Source organism: Prevotella mikamonis (assembly GCF_055381405.1).
On record NZ_AP035785.1, the window covers coordinates 2,754,267 to 2,770,000 of the forward strand.

The window sequence follows — 15,734 nt, forward strand, 5'->3', positions numbered from 1 at the left end:
GTTTCATATAAATATACTATACCAGATGAAAACATTGAGATATTCATATATTATATTGTTGTTGTGCTGTCTGTGTTTCCACACAAGCATGCGTGGGCAGGATGCACGTAATCGCGTAACGTCAACAATCATAGCAGACGGTTTGGCGCAATTACCTGCACAGAGCAGTGCTGTGTATAATGAGGTGATGGACGAGATGGCCCGCACCGGTGAGGAGGGTATAGCGTCTTTAGTAGGAATGCTGTCTCCATCGGGAAAAGGAAACAATGCGCCATTCGAATACGCCATCAGTAGTGTGACAGATTATGTGACACATCCCGATAAGGTAGCTTTGCGTGATGGTGTAAAGCAAGGACTTGTCAAGGGATTGGCGTCTTGTAAGGATAATGCGAACAAGGCTTTCTTGCTGGCACAGATTCAGAAAGTGGCCACAGCGGCAGACATCAAGCTCTTTATGGGGTATCTGGACGACAGTTATTTGCAGTCGTATGCGTTGGAAGGGCTTGCTTTGATACCGGGTGTCGATGCCCAACAGATTCTGAAAATGGGTGGCATGAGGGTATCAAAAGTAGGGATAGCCCATCTTATATCCATGCGCAAGATGGCAGACAATAGTTTGGAAGAGATGTTGTTGGCGTGGATTCCAGGCGCAGATGCAGCTACATTGAAGGGTATCTATGATGCTTTGACCTATTGTGGAACGGAAAAGTCGATGAAAGTATTGGCTGTCGCAGCGCAGAAAGCGGGTTTTAAGTATGAGGAAACCCATGCTACAGATGCTTATCTGAGATTGTTGAATCGGCTTGTAGCGAGCAATTCTAAGGCTGTGATGAAGGCTTCGAAGCAGCTTATTGCCCAGGGTGACAGGGCCGTAAGGTGTGGTGGACTGGAGTTGTTGCTGCAATCGGCCGGTACAAAAGGAGCTGCTGAAGTATTGAAAGCACTGAAAGACAACGATATTCAATACCGTAATACGGCGTTGAAGCTGGCCCAAAGCTGTGCCGGCGACGATATTTATGCCTCTGTGTTGCGCAACTTTGGTAAACTGTCTCCTGCTGCCCAGTGCGATGTAGTGCGCTGGTTGGGTAACAACCATGTGTCATCGGCTGTCGAAACAGTGGCAAATGCGATGAACAGTGCCGATGAAACCTTGGCAAAGGCAGCTATCCAGGCTGCTGGAAAGATAGGTGGCGAGCGTGCATTGGCTTCTCTCTGCGGTCTGTTGGGTGGTAAATATGCCAAGGAGACTATGGATGCTCTACTCGCATTTAATGGAAAAGTAGATGCTGCTGTCGTAGGTTTGTTGGCAGACACGAATCCTTCTACGTTGACACATGCGCTTCGTATCGTTTCCAACCGCCATCTCTATTCAGCCTACGATGCTGTACTGCGCCTGCTGGACAGTCAGAACGACGAGGTGAAGCAAGCTGCCTATGGCGCGTTGGCGGGTATTACAAGGCCTAGTGAGTTTACCCAGTTGTGCGATATGCTTGAGAAAGCCGATGCAGCTGCGGCACCTAAACTCCAGAAAGCCCTTCTCTTTGCTTTGCATACGCTGTCTCCTGAACAGCAGTTTGCCCAGGTGAGTGGGCGTATGGCAGGCAGTAAGCGCCCTCAGCTTTATTATCCTCTGCTGTCACAAGCAGGTAATAAGGAGGCACTTCAGCTGTTACAGAGTGAATATGCCAAGCCTTCAAAACAGGCCGATGCTTTTGCCGCTTTGTTGAAAGTGAAGAATCCGGAAGCCGTTTCTACCCTTTATACCATAGCAGCTACGGATGACAAACGTAAAGATGCAGCTTTGATGAGCATGTTGTCACTGCTCAAAGCGTCGCCGAAGAATGCCATGAGCAGATTTCTTGACTACACAAAGGCGCTCTCTTTGAATCCGTCTGCTGCGGTCAAAAATTCATTTATCGGCGCTATAGGTACTATCTACGAGTTACCGGCATTGTCTTGGGCAGCCAATTATCTTTCGGATAAGGCCACTTCTTTTGCTGCTGCCACGGCGGTGAAGAATATTATCGCTAAGAATAAGGGGCTTCAAAAGGGTGCTATGACACGTGGATGGCTGGAAAAAGCGCAGCAGGTGTTTGCTGCAAAGACCCATGATGCGGATGCAGGGTATGCCGTCGATGAGATAAAAGGTATTTTGGCCAAATTCGGTACAGATGGTTTTGCTCCTGCCATGAATGATGGCAAGGCAAGACGGGGACTGAGCCTGAATACCAAGAAGGGCTATGAGAACTTCGAATTGTATGCCGAGTGGCGGGCCAATGAGGTTTCTGAGTTGTGGTTGCGGTCTATGCCGGCCATCAGATTGGCTCCGAGTGGTGAGGTTGAAATCCTTACATCTGGCTCGAAAGCTATTAGCGGAAAGCAGGGAGTAGTTCCTGCTGAGTGGAATGTGCTTTATGTCAAGTTGGTCAACGACCGCTTGATGGTGGTTTCCAACGGCGTAGTCATCAATGACAATGCAATTTTTGCCCCCAAGGGTGGTAAGAATGCAGCCAATATCAGTGGCCTGATTAAGTTTATCAGTGATGGGGATGGAATCGATGTGTGTAACTGCTATGTGAACGAGTTGCCTTCGACGCCTGTATTTACGCTTTCCAAGGAAGAGAAAGCGCAGGGCTTTGAAGTGCTGTTCGACGGTCGGTCACTTGATAAATGGCAAGGCAACTTCGACAACTATGTTCCCGAAGATGGCAGCATCTATGTGAAAGCTCACTTCGGCGTAGGTGGCAATCTCTACTCGAAGAAGACCTATAGCGATTTCGTTTACCGTTTTGAGTTCTGCTTTGTAAGTCCGGGTGTGAACAATGGCATTGGTATTCGTACCAAGCTCAATACCAATGCAGCTTACGAGGGTATGGAGATTCAGGTGCTAGACCACGACGATCCTATCTACAAAGGGCTTCGCGACTATCAGCAGCATGGCTCTGTCTATGGCATCATCGTACCCAAACATGTGAAGTTTGGTAAACTTGGAACTTGGAATACCGAAGAAATCAGGGCCGTAGGCGACCGCATCACCGTCACTGTGAATGGCGAAGTTATCCTCGATGGCAATATCCGCGAGGCTTGTCAAGGGCACAATATTGCACCCGACGGTGGCAAGAGCAATCCCTATACCATTGATCACAACAACCATCCGGGCTTGTTCAACAAGGAAGGACACATCAGCTTCTGCGGGCATGGTGAGGGTGTGAAGTTCAGAAACTTGAGAATTCTGGATTTGAGCAAGAAGAAAGTGCGTAAGTAGGTTTGTGTGTATGGTATGCAGCAGCCTTGTTTTTAACGAAAAACAAGATAATGTTTGCTATTGTCCGCTAATTCCATTACTTTTGCATTCAGAATCAAATACATCATTTATATGTCAGCACTCATTGCATTTATATTGTTCGTAGCCGTGGCTTTGGTAGGCTGGGGCCTTGCCGAACTGAAAAATAAGAGTTGTACCTATACACATTCTGAAGAAGAACGTGAAGAAGCTGAGATGCTTCATAAAATTTTGGAAGACCGTAACTTCAGGGAGTTGAACCTGAAAGACCTGTTGGCCCACAACAGCACAAAGGGTTTCAATGCCGTATAACTTATAGCTATCAAGATAAAAAGCCAAGACAGTAGCAAGCTGTCTTGGCTTTTTTTTGTATCTGTCGATGTGGTTATTTCAGTTCGAATGCTGCTTTCAGTGACAGGTTGTCGGAGGCATTTCCTACGAGTGCCTCAAACTTACCTGGTTCAGCTTTCCAGTCGTGCGACAGTTCATCGTAGAAAGATAATGCCCGTTTGTCGATGGTAATTTCCACATCGCGACTCTCGCCCGGCTTCAGATTTACTTTTGCAAATCCCTTCAGCTCTTTGTAAGGACGGTCTACCGATGACTTCACGTCGTGGATATAGAGCTGTACTACCTCGCTGCCTTCGCGTTTTCCTGTGTTCTTGACATTTACGGTGAAGGTCAAAGTACCGTCAGATTGCATACTTTTGGCCGAAGTTCTGAGGTCGGAAATCGCGAACGTCGTATAGCTGAGTCCGTGTCCGAAGGCGAAGGTAGGTTTAATTTTTTTAAGGTCTGTCCACCGATAACCCACGTAGATGCCCTCTTTATATTCTATATCGATGATGTCTTTCTTGGGTCTCCATGTGCCGGGATAAGCATCAAGTGCATGTGCGCCGACATCTTTCAGGCTTGCATGCCATGTAAATGGCAGCTTGCCCGATGGATTGGTGTCGCCAGTGAGTACCGCTGCCAACGCCTCTCCGGCCACGCTTCCGATGTACCATCCCTGTACGATGGCAGGCACCTTGTTTTTCCAAGGCATGGCTACTGCGTTGCCGGATATGTTGACATATACAAGATTCGGGTTGGCCTTGGCCAATGCTTCTACCACCTTATCCTGCTGATAGGGCAGTTCATAGCTCTTGCGGTCGTGCCCCTCGGCATCTTGATAGCTGCTCTTGTTGAGTCCACCGAAGAAGATTACATAGTCGGCCTTGCGTGCTTTCTCCACGGCGTCGGCTATGAGCTGGGCCTGGCTGCGCTTTTCTGTCAGATTTTGTCCGGTGGTAACACCATTGTAAGCACCTGTGGTGTCGCCTACATAGCCACGCTCAAACTCCACACTGATGCCGGGAGCGCGTTGCTTTAGCAGGCTCTTCAGACCGTCGAAAGGTAATGTCTCGCGCTGTGCTTTCAGCGAAGAGCTGCCTCCACCCACTGTCATCATCTTGATGGCATTCTCTCCTACAACCAATATCCGGCGTGCCTTGCCAAGGTCGAGAGGCAGTATGTTGCGTTGGTTCTGCAACAGCACGATACCTTCGGTCGCTATCTGGCGAGCAGCATCGTAGTGGGCTTCCGAGCACATGCTGCCTTTCTTCCTGTCGGTCATGGTCGTGCGGTAATATAGCCGGAGTATTCGGCGCACTTTGTCATCTAATTCCTTGGTAGTATATTTCCCTTCTTGGATGCCTTTCAGGTAGGGCCCTGCCAGATAATACTGGTCGTAAGCGTTGCCTTTTCCGCTGTGTAAACCGTCTGTCCAAGTACCAAACTCCAGGTCAAGGCCGTTCTTGACGGCTTCGTCTGTGTTGTGGGCAGCTCCCCAGTCAGATACCACGACACCGTCAAATCCCCATTCACCTTTCAAAATCTTGTTGATAAGGATGTCGTTGTGACTGCTGTGCTGGTTCTTGTAGAGGTTGTATGCTCCCATGATACCCCACGCATGTCCTTTCTTCACAGCTGCTTCGAATGCCGGCAGATAGATTTCGCGCATGGCTCGGTCGCTGATAATGACATTGTCCTCACTGCGATTTTCTTCGTCGTTGTTCATGGCATAGTGCTTCACACATGCTGCCACGCCATTGCTTTGCAGGCCTTGAACGTAGGGTACTACCATTCTTGAGGCCAGATAAGGGTCTTCGCCCATGTATTCGAAGTTACGTCCATTGAGCGGTGTGCGGTATATATTCACGCCCGGACCGAGCACCATGTCCTTGCGTCTGTATAGTGCTTCCTCGCCAAGATTCTTTCCGTAGAGCATGGCCATCTGCGGATTCCACGATGCAGCAAGACAGGTGAGGGCTGGGAATGCCGTGCAAGAGTCGTTGGACTGTCCTGCCTGGTCCCACTGGTCCCATAAAGTTTCGGCACGAATACCGTGAGGACCGTCGTCGGTCCAGAAGTCGGGGAATCCCAGTCGGGGTACTCCGGCCGACGAGAACTTGCTCTGTGCATGCAGCACTCTGATTTTTTCTCGCAGCGTCATTCTGCTCAGTGCGTCTTCTACGCGCTGTTCGATGGGCTTTGTCTCGTTCAGGTAAACCGGGATTTGGGCATGGCTGCCCAGCGTTGCGAGCAAGGCCAGTGCCATGACGATAGTTTTTTTGATTTTCATTTTTAGGTTTTTGGTTGTTTGTTCTACTACATACAAGTGGTTGATTCCTGTATGTCGCAAAGTTAGTAAAAATACGATACATCGCAATTTAAAAGCAGATAAATATCGCCAGAAATATATTTCCATGCCTATCTCTCTTCATGTTTGGTCCGTTAGCATGGTTTTGATATAAAAATTCCCATTCAGTGCGTGAGCTACTGAATGGGAATTCTTGTTTGGTTTGCAGTCTTATCTATCTTGCACGGTCAGCCCAAGTTAGGCACGACGGCCAGATAAACGACATCGTGGTCGGTGCAGTTCTCAAACCAGTGCTTGTGGCCTTCCTGGCAATAGTGTACCTGTCCGACACGGGCTACCTCCATATGTCCGTCGTAGTGTACCGTCAGTTCGCCACTGACCACGTACATCACTTCGAACGACCCGCTGTGTTCGTGTTCGCCACTGCGGGCACCAGGGCGCAGCGTGGAATACATAATACGTGCTTTGTCGTCTACGACTGCACGCATATCCAGCTTGCCCTCTCCGCCCTTGAAACCTTCTATATGCTCTTCTTTGAGCTTGTCGAAATCAATAATCATAATAAGTTGGTATTATTAAGATGCAGTCTGCATTATTTCTTCAGGTCGAATCCCATGCGCATGCCGTCGTAGTTCTTGCTCAATGCGCTGATGGTCTTCAGGCTGCTGTTACCGCTAAGCTGTGCGCCTGTCTGGAATAATTTCAGCAATTTGGTCGACTCGAAAAGCAGACTCAGGCCCGATGTCGACTTCTGTACGTAGCAGGGAATGCTTACCAGTGCTGTTTTCAGCGTCAGTTTTGCTGTAGACGGGTCGTAGGTATAGGTACCTTTGAGACTTTTACCGCGCAGCTTTCCACTGAAAGTTTTGTCCTGATTAAAGGTAAACTGGGTGTTGCTGCCCTGAAGACCTACCTTGCTGAAACTGCTCTTCAGTTTTGTCTTGACCGTGCTGGCAGCCACCTGACCACCGGCCTTGGCCAATACGTTCTTGCTGGTGAATGCCACTCCGGGCTGATTGTACTTCCATGTACCAGCCAAATCGTTCTCGCTGGGCTTGTCAGTACCCAACACGCTCGACAGGATGTTGCCGGCCGCATCGCCGGTCGTACTGCTTCCGGCAGCGCTCTTTACCTTGCTTAAAATCTTGTCGAACTGTGGGGTGGCAGCCGATGCTGTCAGTGTCATGGCTGCAAGAGCCATGCTTAAAATCGTAATTTTCTTCATTTATGTTATTGTAATTTACTTCGGTGTGTAGCTGTTTCAGCCTTATGCACCGTGGAACAGATATTCTGCCTGTATGTCTTGGGTCAATCTCGTGAAGAGTTCGTCCTGCAATTCGTCGGCTACGGCCAGCGCCTCGGTCAGCACTTTGTCCGAGAAAGCCTGTAATAGTTCCTGTGCGTGCATGGGCTGAGTCTTGTAGATGGCCAGATACTGCTCTTCCATCTCGTGCTGGTATTGTGCAGTTTCTGCCTCGAACCGTGCATACCGCTCTTGTATGATGGGTGCATAGCGGTTGTAGTTTACCATGCCCAATGTCATCACCTTGCGGAATTTCCAGTAGGCCGAGTCCTTGTCTGCCCGTCCGTCACCTATGGTATATGCCTTCGGATAGCTCTTCACACCCTGATACAGGGGAACGAATACGCCGAGTGCGGCCATTCCTTCGGCCATGTAGTCTACGCGACCGATGGCTGTAGGCAACTCCGGACGCACGTGCAGAATGTGGGTCTGCGTGGTGCGGAAGATAGATACGGGACGGAAACGCTCCTTGGGATTATTGTTCAGGTAAGGATCGTGTTCCGTCCCATTGTAGTGGAAACGGAATGCGCGGCGCATGTCGTCGAGCGATAGCGGATGGTCGGCCTTGGCAAAGACGGGGAATGTGTTCCGGGTTACATCGTTCTTGATATCGGGACTCAGCATACCTTGCAATCCCCATACACGCGGATAGTTGTAGGTAGTGTCCAGTTCTGCGTCGCGGGCGTATGCTTCGTGGAAGTCGAACGCTGCACCCTTGGCTGGGTCGTATAGCCCGTTGGCCGCCGCATGCTCTATCAAGTCGGCCGATGCCATGTAGTTGTCTGTGTCCTGTGGATCGTAGGTACGGAAGCGACTCTGGTTTCCCGTCACGAAATATCGGTCGTCTGGAATGCGTGTAGCCAGCCAGCGATGGCCGCCGGCATTCTCTAGATACCATGATTCCCGGCTGTCTACGAGTCCGATGGCAAACCCTTCGGCCGAGCCATATTCCTCTATCAGCCGTCCGATGCGTGCCACGCCTTCGCGTGCAGTACTTACGTATGGCAATACAATATTATATATACAGTTCTCGGCCACGCCCGTCTCTACCAGTGGGTCGGCGGCCAATGCCTTGTCGTTGGTGAATATCGTCTCCGTGGCACTCATGCCTACGCCCACCGTATTGAATCCGGCGCTGCCCCAGTGGCCGTGCAGATGGTAGGGCGACAGAGCCGAATAGCCGAACGCCTTCTTCGGCAGAGGGCAGCGGAACTTGCTGTCTCGCGCCACAAACTCTTCCGGGCCGTTGTCGGTATCTTCGAATATCTGTAGGTTCTTGGCCACCATGCCGTCCCAGTCTTCCGACCGCGCCACGATCATGCTGCCGTCGGTCGTCATCTTCTTACCCACGAGTATCGTCGTACATTCCGAGGGTAATGTCGTTATATGTTGCATGTTCAGTTTCTTGTGTTTGGTTCTTATGTGTTATGTTCTTGTCTTGTGCTGCTTGTCCCAGCCCCCCTTGGGGTGGGACAGGGATGGAACTTTAGTCTCTGTTGCCGAATATCCTGAGCAGATAGAGGAACAGGTTGATGAAATCCAGATACAGCGACATCGCACCCAGTACGGCCAACTTCTGCGAACTCTCGCTCAGGTCTTCGGCTTGTGCCATCATTACCTTGATGCGCTGGCTGTCCCACGCTGTCAGTCCCACGAAGATGAGTACACCGATATAGCTCACGATGAGGTCGAAACCGCTGCTCTTCACCAGAAATACATTCACCAGTGAAGCGATGATGAGACCGATGAGGCCCATTGTCAGCAGACTACCCAGTTTGCTCAGGTCGCGTTTGGTAGAGTAGCCATAGAGGGCCGTGGCGGCGAAAGTACCGGCCGTGATGAAAAATACCTTTGCGATGATGGTCATGGTGTAGGCCAGGAAGATGAATGACAAAGTGGCACCATTGAGCACCGAGAACAGGGCAAAGAGCAGAGTTGCCGTGGTGAGCGACATCTTATTGATGCCGGCATTGATGGCCAGCACCAGTCCCAGCTCGCCCAGGAGCAAGCCCCACATGATGAAACTGTTGTTGGCGATGAGCGCAAGCAGGTTGGGCGAGGTGGCAACACCGTAGGCCGTAACGCCACTGAGCACCAGAGCCAGCGTCATCCATACATATACTTTGCGCATGAGAGCAGGGAATGCTGCCGATACGGCCATATCCATACCACTCTCTTGCTGTCTGATCATTCTTTCAAGTTCTTTTACGTCCATATTCTTTCTATTTATAATGGTTGATAATCATGTGATTGCAAAAATACAATATAAGTATGAATATACAAAGATAGTGCCAAAATGTTTTTGCCTTTTTGCCCACTTCACGCTTCGGGCAGGGGGTGGCCTGTCCGCCCTCTGTGGTACAATGTCGTGTCAGGCAGTTCTGTTTATTCATCCCCTCAATATCTTTGAAACAGACGAACTCATCTACTTGGAAAAACTGCAAGGTCTCGGCAGCATTGCTGTTCGGCCTTTGCAACAATGCTGTTTGGCCCTTGCAGCGATGCTGCCGAGGCTTTGCAGTTTTTTGTTGGGGACGGAACTGATTTCTCTTTACATACGCTCCTGAATCTCGGTATTGGAATATCTCTTCCCAGACAGTTTAGCTCCGAGGATATAGGTGATGGAAAGATTGAGGGTAGGGTAGCTGTATGTGTTGTCGAATGACATCTTAAAGTCGGGCGAGTTGACGTTTCCTCTTATATGGGAAGACAGGATGCTGTTCAGGCTTAAAGCAATTTTCAGCTTCCTGTCAAGCAAGGCATATTGCGCTCCCAAGTTGAAATTGTAGGTGGCTTTTGTGTCTGTCGTGGCCAAATTCTGTGGAGAAGAGTAAGAGGCATTCATCCAGCCGGTAAATGTTTTCTCTCTGTTGAAGAAAACACAGATATTGTGTAAAGTGTGAAATTATTTCGTATGGTAAGCTGGTCTCTAGTTTTTGGGGGAGTAAATGTCTTGGACCATCTGTTGCGGTCGTATGTTTTTTTTCGTCAGTGACAGTCGGTTTGACAGGTGTTGAGGCCCTGTTGTAATGGGCTTTTGCGGAGCTTTATAGATAGCATCAATATGCGTATAGTTTTTATCTGTTGTGGTGTCGTGATAGAAGGGCTATCTTTGCATCGTAAACAAAAAACAAAATGATTAATTAAAGAAAGGAAAACGATATGAGAACTTTAGATTATTTACAGTTGAACGAGAACAAAGTAAACGTAGTAGTAGAATCTTTGAATGGTCTGTTGGCCGACTTGCAGATATTTTATAGCAACTTGCGCGGATTGCACTGGAATGTAAGAGGACGTGGATTCTTCGCTTTGCATGCTAAATATGAAGAGCTTTATAACAGTGTAGCCAATCAGGTGGATGAGGTTGCGGAGCGTATCTTGCAGCTAGGTAGCAGACCTGAGAACCGTTACAGCGAATATCTGAAGGTATCGCGCTTGCAGGAAGATGGTTTTGAACCATTGGGACGTGCCGGAATCCAGAAGGTGCTTGACATGCTTTCGGTGCTGATAGGCGAGGAGCGTGAGGTGTCGGCTAAGGCTGCCGAGGCAAATGATGAAGTGACGGTGGCTTTGATAGGTGACTTCTTGCGCGGTCAAGAGAAGTTGGTCTGGATGCTTTCTGCCTTCTTGACAAGAAAATCGGAAGTTGAAAGCGAGAAGTAATCGTTGCTCGTTATTGTGAGGCGAAAGCTAAACAAAAAAAGTCTCCTGAAAGTTTTGAATGACTTTCAGGAGATTTTTTTCTCCGCCTGGCAGCGGGACGTATCGTTTGGTCAGGGATAACAATTGAACTCAAAAAACTGCAAGGACTTGGCAGTGTTGCTGTTAGGCCTTTGCAGCGATGCTGCCGCGACCTTGCAGTTTTTTGAAGTTGACGAGTAGATAAGAGACAAGTAGACGAGTTGAAATTTGATGATTATTAGATAAAAGTTGGAAAGCTTGTAGGGACGCGGCATGCCGCGTCCGGAAACGGTGGACATCCCTGCCTATAAGGGCGAATGCAATTCGCCCCTACAGACGGCAATAGGCTTTCTCGCATGCGGACGCGGCATGCCGCGTCCCTACAACTCACAAACTCACAAACTCACCAACCTCAATTCTTCGTTCTCACAACGAGGAATTTGCTTGTACTCCAGAATTCATCCGGATTGGTGATGCGCAGAGTGTATTGCTTGTTGGCATCGCGTACAAGAGTGTAGCTGCTGGAAGGATGCGTGGTCAGCAATTTGGCGTAAGTAGAAGACAGTTTGAATTCCAATCTTTCGCGAATGTCGATTCTCTCGAAGTAGCTGTGGTTGAAGGTGTTTCTGAGAATCTTGCCATCAACCCAGATGCGCTTCTGCTTCAATTCTTGCTTTGTTCCGAAGAGCACGTAACCGGTATGCAGCTGCTTGTCTTGCTGACTGATGGTCTCGCTCTTTTGTTGAGTTTCGGTAGTGAGGTTGTTTACGTTGGTGTGCAAGTCGGTAATTGTAGAGTCCAGTTGGGCAATGTGGATGTTCTTCTGAGCTAGCTCGGCTCTCAAAGATTCCAGTTCCTTGTTCTTCTCTTCTAATTGACCTTGTAGGTTTTCAATGGTCTTTTGCAGGGCAGTGCCTTTGAACGAACTTTTAGCCAGCTGGGCTTGCAACTCTTTGATGCGTTCGCGGTTTTGCTGCATGGTCTCGGAAATGAGCTTGATGTTTTCCCTGATTACCTGCGTGCGATTAGCTCTTTCTCCTAGTCTGGCCACCGTTACGCGGTTCTGGGCTGCGTTGATGGCTTGGAATCCCTCTTGAATGTCGTTGAAATTTTCCATCATGCCGTTGATTTCGGTGTCCCGCTCTGCGATGATGGCTTGCAGGGAGTCGATGCGTTCGTTGCTGGCCATGTTAGCCTGTTGGTTGTTGCAGGCAGTCAGTGTTGCAAAGATGGCTAATGCCATAAATAAGAACTTTTTCATAAATCTCGAGTTTTTTGGTTAAACATATAAAGCAAGGTAATTGGCGATAGACTGTCATACGAGTTTAGGGCGTTTCCCTTGTCTTTGATTAAAAACTGCCGGTAAAGAAACAAATATATTTTCTGATGAAATCAATTTTCAAATTAAAAAAACTCATATTTATTTTATTTTGCGTTAACTCTACAAAAATTAAAATCTGGGGATTTCCTGCAACTGCTATATATAATATATTATGGTGTAAAGGAGGAAAGGGATGTTTGTTTGTAATGTTTGTTGAAAATGTGAAGCTGAAATTTGAATTTTCTTTTGAAAACGTTTGGTGGTTGTTTTATTTCTTATTACTTTTGCATCCGCTTACGAGAACAACGCCTACAGCGCGTTCGTCGTAGCACTGAAGAAAGAGTTCTTTGAAAAGATTTACATAGACAGAGAAGTAGTACAAGAAGCGACTCTGCCGTATTTTTGATACGGTGAGAGTCGGGTAAAAGAAACGAACCGTCAATATGATATTGAGACAGGTATTCTTTAGACCATGAATGCTAATCCTACGAGCAAAGGTATATAAGTTCCTTATTATGGAACACAGACAGATTTTACAATGTAGAGTTTGATCCTGGCTCAGGATGAACGCTAGCTACAGGCTTAACACATGCAAGTCGCGGGGCAGCATGGGAGTTGCTTGCAATTCCTGATGGCGACCGGCGCACGGGTGAGTAACACGTATCCAACCTTCTCCTTACAACGGGATAACCCGGCGAAAGTCGGACTAATACCGTATAGCATCCGACGCAGGCATCTAACTCGGATTAAAGGTTCAGCGGTAAGGAATGGGGATGCGTCTGATTAGGCAGTTGGCGGGGTAACGGCCCACCAAACCGACGATCAGTAGGGGTTCTGAGAGGAAGGTCCCCCACATTGGAACTGAGACACGGTCCAAACTCCTACGGGAGGCAGCAGTGAGGAATATTGGTCAATGGGCGGAAGCCTGAACCAGCCAAGTAGCGTGCAGGATGACGGCCCTATGGGTTGTAAACTGCTTTTATACGGGGATAAAGTGGGCCACGTGTGGCCTTTTGCAGGTACCGTATGAATAAGGACCGGCTAATTCCGTGCCAGCAGCCGCGGTAATACGGAAGGTCCGGGCGTTATCCGGATTTATTGGGTTTAAAGGGAGCGTAGGCCGCTTGTCAAGCGTGTTGTGAAATGTAGATGCTCAACATCTGAATTGCAGCGCGAACTGGCGAGCTTGAGTATGCACAACGTAGGCGGAATTCGTCGTGTAGCGGTGAAATGCTTAGATATGACGAAGAACTCCGATTGCGAAGGCAGCTTACGGGAGCATTACTGACGCTGAAGCTCGAAAGTGCGGGTATCGAACAGGATTAGATACCCTGGTAGTCCGCACGGTAAACGATGGATGCCCGTTGTATGGTCTTCGGACCATGTGACCAAGCGAAAGCATTAAGCATCCCACCTGGGGAGTACGCCGGCAACGGTGAAACTCAAAGGAATTGACGGGGGCCCGCACAAGCGGAGGAACATGTGGTTTAATTCGATGATACGCGAGGAACCTTACCCGGGCTTGAATTGCAGAGGAAAGATCCAGAGATGGTGATGCCCTTCGGGGCCTCTGTGAAGGTGCTGCATGGTTGTCGTCAGCTCGTGCCGTGAGGTGTCGGCTTAAGTGCCATAACGAGCGCAACCCCTTTTCCCAGTTGCCATCGGGTAATGCCGGGCACTCCGGGGATACTGCCGCCGCAAGGTGTGAGGAAGGTGGGGATGACGTCAAATCAGCACGGCCCTTACGTCCGGGGCTACACACGTGTTACAATGGCCGGTACAGAGCGTCGGTCGTATGCAAATGCGATCCAATCCTTAAAACCGGTCTCAGTTCGGACTGGGGTCTGCAACCCGACCCCACGAAGCTGGATTCGCTAGTAATCGCGCATCAGCCATGGCGCGGTGAATACGTTCCCGGGCCTTGTACACACCGCCCGTCAAGCCATGAAAGCCGGGGGCGCCTGAAGTCCGCGACCGCGAGGACCGGCCTAGGGCGAAACCGGTGATTGGGGCTAAGTCGTAACAAGGTAGCCGTACCGGAAGGTGCGGCTGGAACACCTCCTTTCTGGAGCCGTGGGTTTTAGCATGGTATGTTGGATACCTGTATGGTTCGTTTTTTTTCTTGTACTTCTTGATCTGTTTAAAAATAAGAGAAAAGGGAAGCCGGGCGGTCCAGCCCAGAGGCCTGAACACCGCCGGACAGAGTCCTATAGCTCAGTTGGTCAGAGCGCCACACTGATAATGTGGAGGTCGGCAGTTCAAGTCTGCCTGGGACTACTCTGTAGTGTAAACCCTTGCGGGGGATTAGCTCAGCTGGCTAGAGCACCTGCTTTGCAAGCAGGGGGTCAACGGTTCGAATCCGTTATTCTCCACAACAGTGGGTATAGGTAGTAAGTGATGAATCCATGGGTCAACAACTCATGAACTTACAGACTTACGTACTTACAGACTCACATCCGATCTTTGACATATTGACACAAGCAAGACTGTAGAATATAACAACAGTACAAAGTATGAGCATCCAAATTTATTTTGGTGCCGTGAAAGTAAGTAAGGGCGTATGGCGGATGCCTAGGCTCATGGAGGCGATGAAGGACGTGATAAGCTGCGATAAGCTGCGGGTAGATGCAAATAATCTTTGATCCGCGGATTTCCGAATGGGACAACCCGGCCGTCTGAAGGACGGTCATCCCCGCTGTGCGGGGAGGCTAACCGAGGGAACTGAAACATCTTAGTACCTCGAGGAAAAGAAAATAAATGAATGATTCCCCCAGTAGTGGCGAGCGAACGGGGAACAGCCCAAACCCCGGTTGTGGCAACGCATCCGGGGGGTTGTAGGACCACGCCGTTGTACCTTGCGTGTGAGAGGAACCGTCTGGAAAGCCGGACCGTAGCGGGTGACAGTCCCGTACTCGAAGCACAATGGGGCATAGTGGTATCCTGAGTAACGCGGAACACGAGGAATTCTGCGCGAATCCGCCGGGACCATCCGGTAAGGCTAAATACTCCCATGAGACCGATAGTGAACCAGTACCGTGAGGGAAAGGTGAAAAGCACTTCGATGAGAAGAGTGAAACAGTTCCTGAAACCATACGCCTACAAGCGGTCGGAGCTCAGTAATGAGTGACGGCGTGCCTTTTGCATAATGAACCTACGAGTTACCGTCACCGGCAAGGTTAAGGTGTTCAGCACCCGAGCCGCAGTGAAAGCGAGCCTGAACAGGGCGTATAGTCGGTGGTGGTAGACGCGAAACCAAGTGATCTACACTTGACCAGGTTGAAGTCCCGGTAACACGGGATGGAGGACCGCACCAATAAGCGTTGAAAAGCTTCTGGATGAGTTGAGTGTAGGAGTGAAAGGCCAATCAAACTTGGAGATAGCTCGTACTCCCCGAAAGGCATTTAGGTGCCGCGTACAGTGTTCTCCGTGAGAGGTAGAGCGACCGATAGGTCAAGAGGGCTTCACCGCCTATCGCGACCTGACGAACTCCGAATGCTCACGGACC

The 15,734-nt window shown here is 49.4% G+C and carries 10 protein-coding genes, 2 tRNA genes and 2 rRNA genes (1 of these 14 only partly in view); 7 read left to right on the plus strand and 7 right to left on the minus strand.

Annotation, left to right across the window (positions count from 1 at the left end; all coding sequences use genetic code 11):
- The first annotated feature begins 25 nt into the window (after positions 1–25).
- Positions 26–3,265, plus strand: a complete 3,240-nt coding sequence (locus ACZ42L_RS11470; protein WP_464716163.1) for a 3-keto-alpha-glucoside-1,2-lyase-like domain-containing protein — start codon at positions 26–28, stop codon at positions 3,263–3,265.
- Positions 3,266–3,376: 111 nt separating this feature from the next.
- A complete protein-coding gene (locus ACZ42L_RS11475; RefSeq protein WP_464716164.1) occupies positions 3,377–3,595 on the plus strand; it encodes a hypothetical protein in 219 nt (72 codons plus the stop codon).
- 73 nt (positions 3,596–3,668) lie between these two features.
- On the opposite strand, the gene ACZ42L_RS11480 is transcribed toward ACZ42L_RS11475, so the two are convergent.
- The 6 genes from ACZ42L_RS11480 to ACZ42L_RS11505 all read right to left on the minus strand — a co-directional run bounded on the left by ACZ42L_RS11480 (position 3,669) and on the right by ACZ42L_RS11505 (position 10,114).
- Positions 3,669–5,906, minus strand: a complete 2,238-nt coding sequence (locus ACZ42L_RS11480) for a glycoside hydrolase family 3 C-terminal domain-containing protein (protein WP_464716165.1) — start codon at positions 5,904–5,906, stop codon at positions 3,669–3,671.
- Between the two features lie 245 nt (positions 5,907–6,151).
- Positions 6,152–6,484, minus strand: a complete 333-nt coding sequence (locus ACZ42L_RS11485; RefSeq protein ID WP_464699384.1) for a cupin domain-containing protein — start codon at positions 6,482–6,484, stop codon at positions 6,152–6,154.
- Between the two features lie 32 nt (positions 6,485–6,516).
- Positions 6,517–7,149, minus strand: coding sequence for a DUF4923 family protein (locus tag ACZ42L_RS11490; RefSeq protein ID WP_464702849.1), 633 nt, complete (start codon positions 7,147–7,149; stop codon positions 6,517–6,519).
- Positions 7,150–7,191: 42 nt separating this feature from the next.
- The gene (locus ACZ42L_RS11495) at positions 7,192–8,622 is read right to left on the minus strand and encodes a C69 family dipeptidase (RefSeq protein WP_464716166.1); all 1,431 of its coding nucleotides are present in this window, start codon (positions 8,620–8,622) and stop codon (positions 7,192–7,194) included.
- 91 nt (positions 8,623–8,713) lie between these two features.
- Positions 8,714–9,442, minus strand: coding sequence for a Bax inhibitor-1/YccA family protein (locus ACZ42L_RS11500; RefSeq protein WP_464699387.1), 729 nt, complete (start codon positions 9,440–9,442; stop codon positions 8,714–8,716).
- 336 nt (positions 9,443–9,778) lie between these two features.
- Positions 9,779–10,114, minus strand: a complete 336-nt coding sequence (locus ACZ42L_RS11505; protein WP_464717008.1) for an outer membrane beta-barrel protein — start codon at positions 10,112–10,114, stop codon at positions 9,779–9,781.
- Between the two features lie 275 nt (positions 10,115–10,389).
- Between ACZ42L_RS11505 and ACZ42L_RS11510 the strand changes: the two genes are divergently transcribed.
- Positions 10,390–10,890 (plus strand): Dps family protein, encoded by a 501-nt coding sequence (locus ACZ42L_RS11510; RefSeq protein ID WP_464706187.1) that lies wholly within the window; start codon positions 10,390–10,392, stop codon positions 10,888–10,890.
- 430 nt (positions 10,891–11,320) lie between these two features.
- On the opposite strand, the gene ACZ42L_RS11515 is transcribed toward ACZ42L_RS11510, so the two are convergent.
- Complete coding sequence (locus tag ACZ42L_RS11515) at positions 11,321–12,169, minus strand: Cbp1 family collagen-binding glycoprotein adhesin (RefSeq protein ID WP_464699390.1); 849 nt, start codon at positions 12,167–12,169, stop codon at positions 11,321–11,323.
- A gap of 595 nt (positions 12,170–12,764) precedes the next feature.
- Here ACZ42L_RS11515 and ACZ42L_RS11520 point away from each other — a divergent pair.
- The 4 genes from ACZ42L_RS11520 to ACZ42L_RS11535 all read left to right on the plus strand — a co-directional run.
- Positions 12,765–14,294: ribosomal RNA gene (locus tag ACZ42L_RS11520) — 16S ribosomal RNA — on the plus strand.
- Between the two features lie 138 nt (positions 14,295–14,432).
- Positions 14,433–14,506 (plus strand) — tRNA-Ile (locus ACZ42L_RS11525).
- A 21-nt stretch (positions 14,507–14,527) separates the two neighbouring features.
- Positions 14,528–14,601 (plus strand) — tRNA-Ala (locus ACZ42L_RS11530).
- Between the two features lie 167 nt (positions 14,602–14,768).
- A 23S ribosomal RNA gene (locus ACZ42L_RS11535) occupies positions 14,769–15,734 on the plus strand; it runs 1,932 nt beyond the window's last position.
- The 16S and 23S rRNA genes sit together here with 2 tRNA genes alongside, the layout of an rRNA operon.

Excerpts from the sequence above, each read along its gene's own strand:
- ACZ42L_RS11470 (WP_464716163.1), top strand. The coding sequence starts at position 26 with ATGAAAACATTGAGATATTCATATATTATATTGTTGTTGTGCTGTCTG.
- ACZ42L_RS11475 (WP_464716164.1), top strand. The coding sequence starts at position 3,377 with ATGTCAGCACTCATTGCATTTATATTGTTCGTAGCCGTGGCTTTGGTA.
- ACZ42L_RS11480 (WP_464716165.1), bottom strand. The coding sequence starts at position 5,906 with ATGAAAATCAAAAAAACTATCGTCATGGCACTGGCCTTGCTCGCAACG.
- ACZ42L_RS11485 (WP_464699384.1), bottom strand. The coding sequence starts at position 6,484 with ATGATTATTGATTTCGACAAGCTCAAAGAAGAGCATATAGAAGGTTTC.
- ACZ42L_RS11490 (WP_464702849.1), bottom strand. The coding sequence starts at position 7,149 with ATGAAGAAAATTACGATTTTAAGCATGGCTCTTGCAGCCATGACACTG.
- ACZ42L_RS11495 (WP_464716166.1), bottom strand. The coding sequence starts at position 8,622 with ATGCAACATATAACGACATTACCCTCGGAATGTACGACGATACTCGTG.
- ACZ42L_RS11500 (WP_464699387.1), bottom strand. The coding sequence starts at position 9,442 with ATGGACGTAAAAGAACTTGAAAGAATGATCAGACAGCAAGAGAGTGGT.
- ACZ42L_RS11510 (WP_464706187.1), top strand. The coding sequence starts at position 10,390 with ATGAGAACTTTAGATTATTTACAGTTGAACGAGAACAAAGTAAACGTA.
- ACZ42L_RS11515 (WP_464699390.1), bottom strand. The coding sequence starts at position 12,169 with ATGAAAAAGTTCTTATTTATGGCATTAGCCATCTTTGCAACACTGACT.